General features: G+C 73.8%; 9 protein-coding genes. 6 read left to right on the forward strand and 3 right to left on the reverse strand.

Annotation, left to right across the window (positions count from 1 at the left end):
- Positions 1-140: 140 nt before the first annotated feature.
- The 3 genes from ACFRMQ_RS32870 to ACFRMQ_RS32880 form a co-directional block, all read right to left on the reverse strand.
- On the reverse strand, positions 141-1,568 hold the full coding sequence (locus tag ACFRMQ_RS32870) for a VWA domain-containing protein (RefSeq protein WP_380734395.1): 1,428 nt from the start codon (positions 1,566-1,568) through the stop codon (positions 141-143).
- Positions 1,565-2,446 carry an AAA family ATPase gene (locus ACFRMQ_RS32875; protein ID WP_380734396.1) on the reverse strand — a complete coding sequence of 294 codons (882 nt, stop codon included), beginning with the start codon at positions 2,444-2,446 and terminating at the stop codon, positions 1,565-1,567. The genes ACFRMQ_RS32870 and ACFRMQ_RS32875 overlap by 4 nt, the downstream gene beginning before the upstream one ends.
- A 178-nt stretch (positions 2,447-2,624) precedes the next feature.
- Positions 2,625-3,296, reverse strand: coding sequence for a Tat pathway signal sequence domain protein (locus ACFRMQ_RS32880; protein WP_380734397.1), 672 nt, complete (start codon positions 3,294-3,296; stop codon positions 2,625-2,627).
- Positions 3,297-3,824: 528 nt separating this feature from the next.
- Here ACFRMQ_RS32880 and ACFRMQ_RS32885 point away from each other — a divergent pair.
- The 6 genes from ACFRMQ_RS32885 to ACFRMQ_RS32910 all read left to right on the forward strand — a co-directional run bounded on the left by ACFRMQ_RS32885 (position 3,825) and on the right by ACFRMQ_RS32910 (position 9,224).
- Positions 3,825-4,553 (forward strand): TetR/AcrR family transcriptional regulator, encoded by a 729-nt coding sequence (locus ACFRMQ_RS32885; RefSeq protein ID WP_380734398.1) that lies wholly within the window; start codon positions 3,825-3,827, stop codon positions 4,551-4,553.
- A 188-nt stretch (positions 4,554-4,741) separates the two neighbouring features.
- A complete protein-coding gene (locus ACFRMQ_RS32890; RefSeq protein WP_380734399.1) occupies positions 4,742-5,398 on the forward strand; it encodes a DUF6230 family protein in 657 nt (218 codons plus the stop codon).
- A gap of 1 nt (position 5,399) precedes the next feature.
- Positions 5,400-5,933 carry a DUF6114 domain-containing protein gene (locus tag ACFRMQ_RS32895; protein ID WP_380734400.1) on the forward strand — a complete coding sequence of 178 codons (534 nt, stop codon included), beginning with the start codon at positions 5,400-5,402 and terminating at the stop codon, positions 5,931-5,933.
- 292 nt (positions 5,934-6,225) lie between these two features.
- Entirely contained in the window at positions 6,226-7,479 is a 1,254-nt protein-coding gene (locus ACFRMQ_RS32900) for a globin domain-containing protein (RefSeq protein WP_380734401.1), read from the forward strand.
- Positions 7,480-7,623: 144 nt separating this feature from the next.
- Positions 7,624-8,595 carry a GlxA family transcriptional regulator gene (locus ACFRMQ_RS32905; protein WP_380734402.1) on the forward strand — a complete coding sequence of 324 codons (972 nt, stop codon included), beginning with the start codon at positions 7,624-7,626 and terminating at the stop codon, positions 8,593-8,595.
- Positions 8,595-9,224: a DJ-1/PfpI family protein gene (locus ACFRMQ_RS32910; RefSeq protein WP_380734403.1), complete on the forward strand. Its 630-nt coding sequence runs from the start codon at positions 8,595-8,597 to the stop codon at positions 9,222-9,224. Before ACFRMQ_RS32905 ends, ACFRMQ_RS32910 begins: the two co-directional genes overlap by 1 nt.
- Positions 9,225-9,254: the final 30 nt, after the last annotated feature.

Here is a 9,254-nt window from a genome sequence, read left to right on the forward strand (position 1 = left end):
CCCGTCGAGGGGCGGGCCGGCCGGGCCCTGTCTGACCGGGCCCTGTCTGACCGGGCCCTGTCTGACCGGGCCCTGTCTGACCGGGCCCTGGCCGGCCGATCCCGCCGGGCGCTGATCCGACGAGATCGACCGGACACGGCCTACACGGGCAGCAGCCCGGCGATCAGTTCGCCGAGACGGCGGGCGTTGCGGCAGGAGTGCATCTCCACGACGCCCGCGTAGGCGAGCGCGGCGGAGTCGCCGGTCGGCCAGAGCGAGGGCTGCTCGGGGTTGAGCCAGAACACCCGGCGGGCCCGGGCGTCGATCCGGCGCAGCGCGTCCAGGTTGGGGTCGCGGTGGTTGTTCCGGGCGTCGCCGAGGACCAGGACGCAGGTGCGCGGGCCGACGGCGTCCAGGTGGCGTTCGGCGAACTCGGCGAGCGCGGAGCCGTAGTCGCTGTTGCCGTGGTAGCCCGTCACCTCGGCCTCGGTGAGGATCCGGGCGGCCAGCCCGGCCGGGTCGCCGCCGCCGCGGAGCAGGCCGGTGACCTCGGCGGTGCGGTTCACGAAGGCGAACACCCGGACCTTGCCGAACTGTTCGCTCATCGCCCGGACCAGCAGCATGGTGAAGTCGGCGAAGCCCGCCACCGAACCGGAGACGTCGCACAGCAGCACCAGCTCCGGCCGGGCCGGGCGGCGCAGCCGGTACGCGGGGCGCATCGGCACCCCGCCGGTGGTCAGCGAGCGGCGCAGGGTGCGGCGCAGGTCGATCTCGCCGCGGGCGGCACGGCGCCGCCGGGCGGCCAGCCGGGTCGCCAGCTTGCGGGCCAACGGGTGCACGGTGCGGCGTAGTTCGGCGAGCTGGGTGCGCCCGGCGTAGAGGAAGTCGACCAGGTCGGCGGTGGGGGCGACGGCGCGTTCGGCGATCCGCTCGGGGCCGCGCAGCTCGGCGACCCGGCGGCGGGCCTCGCCGGCGGTCATGGCGCGGAAGTCCCGGATGCGGCGGCGGATCTCGTCGGCGAGCACCCGGTCGGAGAGGTCGACGGCGCCCGGGCCGGCCTCGCGCAGGGCGGCCAGGACGCGGGCGAGCAGCGTCTCGGGGGAGAGCCGGCCGAGGGCCTGCTGGGCGGACCAGCCGTCGGAGCCGGGCGAGGAGCCGGCGCCGTAGCGGCCGAAGGCCTCCACCACCTCGCCGGCCAGCCGGGCCTGGGCGGCGCGGTCGTCGGCGGCCAGTGCGGCGGCCAGGCGCTCGCGGAGCCGGTCGCGCAGCGGGTCGGGGCGGCCGAAGCGGGGCGGCTCGGGGTCCTCCGGAACGGGCGGCGGGTCGGCCCGGAGGGCCTCGGGGGTGCCGACGCCGAGCGGGAAGAACAGGTCGAAGGCGGCGTCGAAGACCGTCCGCGGGCGCTCGGAGCGCAGCAGGGCGGCGGCCAGGCCGGCCCGTACCTGCTCGCGGTCGGTGAAGCCGAGGACGTCCAGCACGGCGGCGGCGTCCACCGTCTCGGCCGGGCCGATCGGCAGGCCGTGCCCGCGCAGCGCGCGGACCAGGCCGGTGAGGCGGGCGGCGGTGTCCGCCGGGGCCGGGGTGGTCATGCCAGGGTGAGCTTTCCGGCGGCCTTGCGGACGTCCTCCTGGTGCTTGAGGATCACCCCGAGGGTGTCCCGGACGACGGCCTCGTCCAGGGTGTCGGCGCCGAGGGCCAGCAGGGTGCGCGCCCAGTCGATGGTCTCGGCGACGGACGGTGCCTTGCGCAGCTCCATGGCGCGCAGCGCGCCGACGATCCGGACCAGCGACTCGGCCAGCGTCGCGTCCAGGCCGGGCACCTTGAGCCGGACGATCCGGCGCTCCAACTCGGCCTCGGGGTAGTCGAGGTGGAGGAAGAGGCAGCGGCGGCGCAGCGCCTCGGAGAGCTCGCGGGTGGCGTTCGAGGTGAGCAGGACGAAGGGGCGGCGGCTCGCGGTGATGGTGCCCAGCTCGGGGACGGTGACCTGGAAGTCGCTGAGCACCTCCAGCAGCAGCGCCTCCACCTCGACGTCGGCCTTGTCCATCTCGTCGATCAGCAGCACCGTCGGCTCCTCGCCCCGGATCGCGGTGAGCAGCGGGCGGGTGAGCAGGAACTCCTCGCCGAAGATGTCGGTGCGCGCCTCCTGCCAGCCCTCCTCGCGGCCGGCGGTGATCCGCAGCAGCTGCTTGGCGTGGTTCCACTCGTAGAGCGCGCGGGCCTCGTCGATGCCCTCGTAGCACTGGAGCCGGACCAGCCGGGCGCGGCCGATCTCGGCGACGGCCTTGGCGAGTTCGGTCTTGCCGACCCCGGCGGGGCCCTCGACCAGCAGGGGCTTGCCGAGCCGGTCGGCGAGGAAGACGGTGGTGGCCACGGCGGGGGAGGCCAGGTAGCCGGTGGCGGCCAGTCGTTCGGCGGCGTCCGCCACCGAGGTGAAGAAGCCCGTGCCGTGTCCGTCGCCGCCGCTCATCAACCCGCCCCGTTCCGGTTCGCCGTCTCCGTGCGGCGCCACCCTACCGGCCGGTCACTTCGCTGTCTCGCGTGCGGCCGCGCGGGGTCCGGCGGCGTCGGGCGCGGTGGGGCGGCGTACGGTCCGGTGAGGGTGCCGTACGCCGCCGTCGTCATGACGGGCCGGCCGGGCCCTGGTGTCAGTTGACGAAGAGGACCGGCTGGCCGGGGGCGCTGACGTCGATGACCTGGCCGTAGGTGGCGCTGAAGTACCCGGTCGAGAAGCACAGGCCGGATCCGGAGACCAGGCTGAACGGCTGGGCGGAGAAGCCGATGGTGTTGCCGGTGTTCGAGGTGGTGCCGTTGATCCCGGTGGCGTTCTGGTAGACGCAGTTGACGCTGCCCAGGATGGTGTTGAGCACCACGGTGGTGCCCAGCGCGCCGGAGGTGCCGGGGGTGAGCGCGACCGGGTTGCCGGGAGCGTCGCTGACCGTGTTGACCCACGGCAGGTTGCTGACGGTGATGCTCTTGACGCCCGTGACGCCCACGACGTTGGAGGTGCAGGAGCCGAAGGTCTGGGTGTTGAGCTGCTCGGTGGCGCTGCCCGGGGCGGCCGGGTTGGAGGTGACGGTCGCCGAGAAGGAGGAGGTGGCACACTTGACGCCACTCGTCCCGGAGGCGCTGTTGTAGAAGGTCGCGTAGGTGCCGGGGACCAGGTTGGCGTTCAGCACGTCGCCGACGGCGACGGCCGGGCCGGACGGGCTGCCGGTGGTCAGGACCGCCGGGCCGGCGGCCTGGGCGGGGGCCACGGCGGCGCCGGTGAGGGCGAGCGAGGCGAGGGCGGCGGTGGCGAGGGTGCGGCTGATGCGCATGAGGGTGCCTCTCTCCGTCCGGAGGACGGGTGGGGGATTCCCCGCGTGCGGGTGTGGTGGTGGCGTGCACGGCGGGGGAGGTGCGGGTCGTACCGGGGGCTTCGTACCGGAGGGGGGCGTACCGGTTGGCTCGGCTCACGCCGAGGGGCGGGCGGGCCCGGCGCCACGGGCCCGTCCGTGCGGTACGGCGGTGCGGACGTACGCGGAGTGCGCGTACGGCGGTGCGGCCTTGCGGTGGTGCGATGGTGCGGCGGTGCGGTGGTTCGGCCTCGCGGACGGACGGCGGCGTGGAACGCCGCGGCACTGCGCCGTTCGGTCGGGGACGTGCGGTGCCGTGGCGGCACGTCGACGGCTGCCTCCGTCGCGGTCCCGCCTCCGCTGCGGTCCCGTGGCCTGGGCGAACGCCCAGGACCGTCGGAGCCCCCGGAGGTCCGACCGGTGGACGTGTGCTGGCCCACCGGTTGGAAACCTGTCAGTGTTGTAAACCCGGTGTTCCGCCAATGTCAATACAGGACACAGGAGTTGGTGATGGATCGGAAACACCTCCGCGGAGCCGACGTGGCGTTGCTGCCGGGTGCCCGGACCGGCCGCGATCCGGCCCGCTCGATCAAACCCGGGCCGCGCCGGCTGCCCGCCGGCGTGGTCGCCGCGACCCAGCGCGAGCGGCTGCTGGACGGGCTGGTGCGGACCGTCGCCGAACGCGGCTACCAGCACGCCACGGTGAGCGACATCTGTCGCGCGGCGGGCGTGACCAGGCCGGTCTTCTACGAGCTGTTCAGCGGTAAGGAGGACGCCTTCCTGGCCGCGCACCGCTACGGCACCGGTGTGGTGATCCGGCGGATGGCGGAGGCCTTCACGGCCGAATCCGACTGGTGCCGGGGGATTCGCAAGGCGCTCGGTGTGATGCTGCAACTGCTCGCGGGAACACCGGCGTTCGCCACCATGGCGGTGATCGAGATCGAGGCGGTGGGCCCGTCCGGCCGGCGTGAGCGGGCCCAACTTCTCACCAGGTTCCGCGCGTTCTTCGCCGAAGTGCCCCAACTTCCGGGCGGGGTCGAGTCGAAGGATCTGGTGGACGCCGTGGTGGGCGGCGTCTACAGCGCGGTCTACCGGTGGATCGACTCCGGAAGGACGGATCAACTTCTCGATCTGCTGCCGGTGTTGAGCATGTTCTGCCTGTCACCGTTCCTCGGACCGGCGGAGGCGGCCGAGCGGCTGGGGGTGCGGGACTGGCCGCGACGGGTCGCGGATTGGTGAAGAAACCTTCGTGCACCCGTATTGACCCGGCCAATACCGGGCAGTAGCTTCCCAGTTACTTACCGCGCGCCGACCCTGCCCGCCCCGCTGCCGAGGGGCCGGCGGTCCGGTCGCGCCGGGGAACGCTGTCCGCGCCAGGACAACGTGCCAAGTGCCTGCACACCCATCTCCACCCATAGGGAGCACACATGGCCATGTCCGAGGACGCCGCCACGGCGGCCGAGACCCCGCAGACGCCGAGCGGGCCGAGAAGGGGCCGGGTCCGGATGAAGCGGACCGCCCTGATGGCCGTTCCGGCCGTCGCGGCCGGGGGCGTCCTGATGGCGCTCACCGCCCAGGGCGTGCTCGCCGCCCAGTTCTCCATCTCCGGAATGCCGTTCACCATCACCGCCGACAAACTGGACGGCGAGGGCTTCGCGCAGTTCGGCGCGCTGGACTCGATGATCCCCGACAGCCCCAACTCCGGCTCCACCGGCGGACAGGTGCTGGTCGCGGTGTCGGCGATCAAGAAGGCCGAGATCACCAACCTCTGCCAGAGCGTCGACCTCGGCGGCGTCAACCTGCTGATCCGCGCAGGCGACAAGGGCACCCCCGTCTCCGCCAGCGACCTCACCACCGACTCCGACCTGCTGTCCGGCGACGCGGAGTTCAAGAACATCGAGATCGGCGGCGACGCCAGCACGTACACCAAGGCCGGACCGGTCGGCAAGGGCAACCCCGGCGTGTTCGGCCAGCAGGCCGACCACGTCACGCTGACCAACCTGAACCAGCACAACTACGCGAGCACCGCCGTCGGGTTCAAACTGCCGAACCTGCGGCTGAGCTTCAGCTCCACGGGCTGCTGACATGGCGGAGTCCGTACCGGAGCCGGCCGACACCGGTGAGGGCACCGCGGCCGGGGCCGAGGGGGTGGCAGCCGAGGGGACGGCGGCCGCGCCCGCCGCTCAGGCCGTCGCCGCCCCCGACGCCGGTCCTGCCGCACGCCCGGTCACACGCGACTGGCGGGGCAGACGACCGTTCTGGGGCGGACTGCTGGTGACGCTCGGCGGTGCCGAGATCCTGTTCACCCTGAAGGCCCCGCTGCCCGTCATCCTGCACATCGGGATGGAAGGGCTGGCCGGGTACCTGGTGCCGGCGGTGATGGTGCTGTGCGGTCTGCTGATCCTGTTCAACCCGGCTCAGCGGCTGTTCTACTCCTTCGTCGCCGTGCTGGCGTCGCTCGGCACCTGGCTCACCTCCAACCTGGGTGGGTTCGTGATCGGGATGATGCTCGGGGTGGTGGGGTCCTGTCTCACCTTCGGGTGGCTGCCCGACCAGCCGCTGCGCCAGGGCCGGCAGCGGCGGCTGGAACGCCGGGAGGCACGCCAGGCGGGAGCCTGACGGCGGTGCCCCGGGTCCTGGTGAAGGAGAGCGCCAGGGCGCGGGGCGCCTTTCCGCCGTCCCCGGCCCGTCGCCCGGTCCGCCGTCCGATTCGGCGTCCGGCCGGGCGTCCGATTCGGCGTCCGCGCCCGTTCCCGCGCCCGTTCGCCGCCAAGTGTCCGGATTCGTACCACGGCGGCCGAGAACCGTTCCGTAACGTCCGTCACATCCGCAAGGGGTCGTTGGTCCCGGGTCCGTCCGGGGCGATCGGCCCTTCTCGTGTTCGACGGCTCGGCAGTTCACTGGGCGGGACATGGACAACAGCAGCAGCATCAGCACTGGCACCGCCACCGCCACCGCCGAGTACGACCGCCTGATCGCCCGCCATCACGCGATGCGCCTGCGACGCCAACTCCTCGCCCCGTCCTCGTCGGGCGGCGGCGACTTCGGGTACGGCGCGTACGGCGAGGAGGGCGGCTACGACGGCGCCGCCGACCAGCACCTGATCCGGCGCGACCTCGATGTGATCTCCCCGCTCGCGGACCTGATCGACCACCTCTACCTGGTGATGTTCAGCCACCGCCCTTACCTGCGACCGCTCTTCCCCGCCTCGATGGAGTTCCAGCAGCTCCACCTGGAACGGATCTTCCACCACCTGATCGACAACCTCGACCGCCCGGCCGAACTGGAGCGGACGCTGCGCCAGCTCGGCCGCGACCACCGCAAGCTGGGCGTGCGCCCGGTGCACTACGAGGCCTTCGAGGAGGCCCTGTGCGCGGCCGTCCGGCACCGGGCCGGCGAGCGCTGGACCGACGAGCTGGAGGGCGCCTGGGTGCGGATGCTGCGGTTCGCCGTCGGCGCGATGGTCGCCGGCGCCGACTCGGCGCTCACCGAGCCCCCGTACTGGCACGCCGTGGTGACCGGCCACGAGCGCCGCCGGCCCGACCTCGCCGTGGTGCGGGTGCGCACCGGGGAGCCGTACCCGTACCGGGCCGGCCAGTACGGCACGGTCGAGCACCCGGCGCTGCCGCACACCTGGCGGCAGTACTCGATGGGGTGCGCCCCGCGCGCCGACAACGAGCTGGAGTTCCACGTCCGCCGCACCGGCCCCGGCGGGGTCAGCTCCGCGCTGGTCGAGCACACCTCGGTCGGCGACCGGCTGCGCCTCGGCCCGCCGCGCGGCAGTCTGATGCCCGACGAGGACCAGCGCGACCTGCTGCTGGTCGCGGGCGGCACCGGGCTGGCCCCGATGAAGGCGATCATCGAGCAGCAGACCGCCCACCGGCCGACCGGCCGGATGGTCCACCTGTTCGTCGGCGCCCGGGACCGCACGGACCTCTACGACTGGCAGTCGCTCTCCGAACTCGGCCTGCACAAGCCGTGGTTGACCGTCACCCCGGTCACCGTCGGGGAACTCGCCGACACCGTCGCGGCGGCCGGCGACTGGCGCGACCACCTGGCCTGCGTCACCGGTCCGATCGGCATGGTCGGTTCGGTGCGCACCCGGCTGGCGGCGGCGGGCCTGCCCCCGGCCCAGATCCGGTTCGACCAGGCGCTGTACCGCTGACCTTGGCCCCTCGGGCGGCCCCACCGTCCGGGGCGGGCCCCGCCTCTTCACGCGTCCTTCCCCGCGTCCTTCCCCGCGTCCGATGGCAGGAAAGGTGGGAAGCAGGTCATTGCCGCCACCGCGGCCCGCTGCCAGGCTGACGGCATGAGAGCGCGCCACGTGGTCATCGTCCTCTTCGAGGGCGTGCAGAGCCTCGACGTGACCGGTCCCCTGGAGGTGTTCGCGGGGGCCGCCCGAGCCGGCGGCCCGTCGGGGGCGTACCGGGTGACCACCGCTTCCCCCGGTGGTCACCCCGTGCGCACCCAGAGCGGCCTGCGGCTGCTGCCGGACGCGGACCTCGCCGAGGCCGGTCCGGTGCACACCCTGCTGGTTCCCGGCGGGGACGGCACCGGCCGCCCCGACGCCGCCCTGGTGGCGGCGATCCGGGAGCTGGCCGACCGGGCCGAGCGGGTGGTGTCGGTGTGCACCGGCGCCTTCCTGCTCGCCGAGGCCGGGCTGCTGGCCGGGCGCCGGGCGACCACCCACTGGGCGTTCTGCGAGGAACTGGCCCGGCGGTTCCCGGACGTGGAGGTGGTCCCGGACCCGATCCACGTCCGGGACGGGCATGTCGCCACCTCGGCCGGGGTCACCGCCGGGATCGACCTGGCGCTGGCCCTGGTCGAGGAGGACCTCGGGCGGGACACCGCGCTGCTGGTCGCCCGTCACCTGGTGGTCTTCCTGCGACGGCCGGGCAACCAGGCCCAGTTCAGCACCCAGCTGGCCGCCCAGGTGGCCGTCCGCCGGCCGCTGCGCGAGGTGCAGCGGTGGATCGCCGAGCACCCGGAGGCCGATCTGTCGGTCGAGGCACTGGCCGACCGCTCGGCGCTGTCGCCACGGCACTTCGCCCGCGCCTTCACCGCCGAGGTGGGGGTGACCCCGGGCCGGTACGTGGACGGAGTCCGGCTGGAGGCCGCCCGGCGGCTGCTGGAGGACACCGACGACGGCGTCGAGCGGATCGCGCGCTCCTGCGGCTACGGCACCCCGGAGGCGATGCGGCGCGCCTTCGTCCGGGCCCTGGCCGCCCCGCCCGCCGAGTACCGCCGCCGCTTCCGTCCCGAACCCATCGGAGGTCACTGATGCGCGTCGCCGTTCTGCTGTATGACGAGTACACCGCCCTGGACGCGGTCGGCCCCTACGAGGTGCTGTCCCGCATCCCCGGCGCCGAGGTGGTGTTCACGGCCGCCCGGCGCGGGCCGATGCGCACCGACATGAAGAGCCTGGCGCTCACCGCCGACGCCACGCTGGACGAGGTGGACTCGGCCGACGTGCTGCTGGTGCCCGGCGGACCGGGGACGCCCGCCCAACTGACCGACGAGGCCGTGCTGGAGTGGGTGCGCGCCATCGACGCGACCACCACCTGGACCACCTCGGTCTGCTCCGGCTCGCTGCTGCTGGGCGCGGCCGGGCTGCTGGAGGGGCGCCGGGCGACCTCGCACTGGATCTGCCTGGACCAGCTGGCGACCTTCGGGGCGCGGCCGACCGGCAGCGAGCGGGTCGTGGTCGACGGCAAGTACGCGACCGCGGCCGGGGTCTCGGCCGGGATCGACCTCGCGCTGACCATGACCGGCCTGATCGCCGGGGACACCGTCGCGGAGGCGATCCAGCTGATGATCGAGTACGACCCGCAGCCGCCGTACGCGTCGGGCGCCCTCTCGAAGGCGTCCCCCGAGGTGGCCGCGAAGGCCAGGCAGCTGCTGCTGGGCTGACGGCGGGCCGGGGGCTCGGCGACCCCACCT

Source organism: Kitasatospora sp. NPDC056783 (genome assembly GCF_042789895.1).
Classification (GTDB): domain Bacteria; phylum Actinomycetota; class Actinomycetes; order Streptomycetales; family Streptomycetaceae; genus Kitasatospora.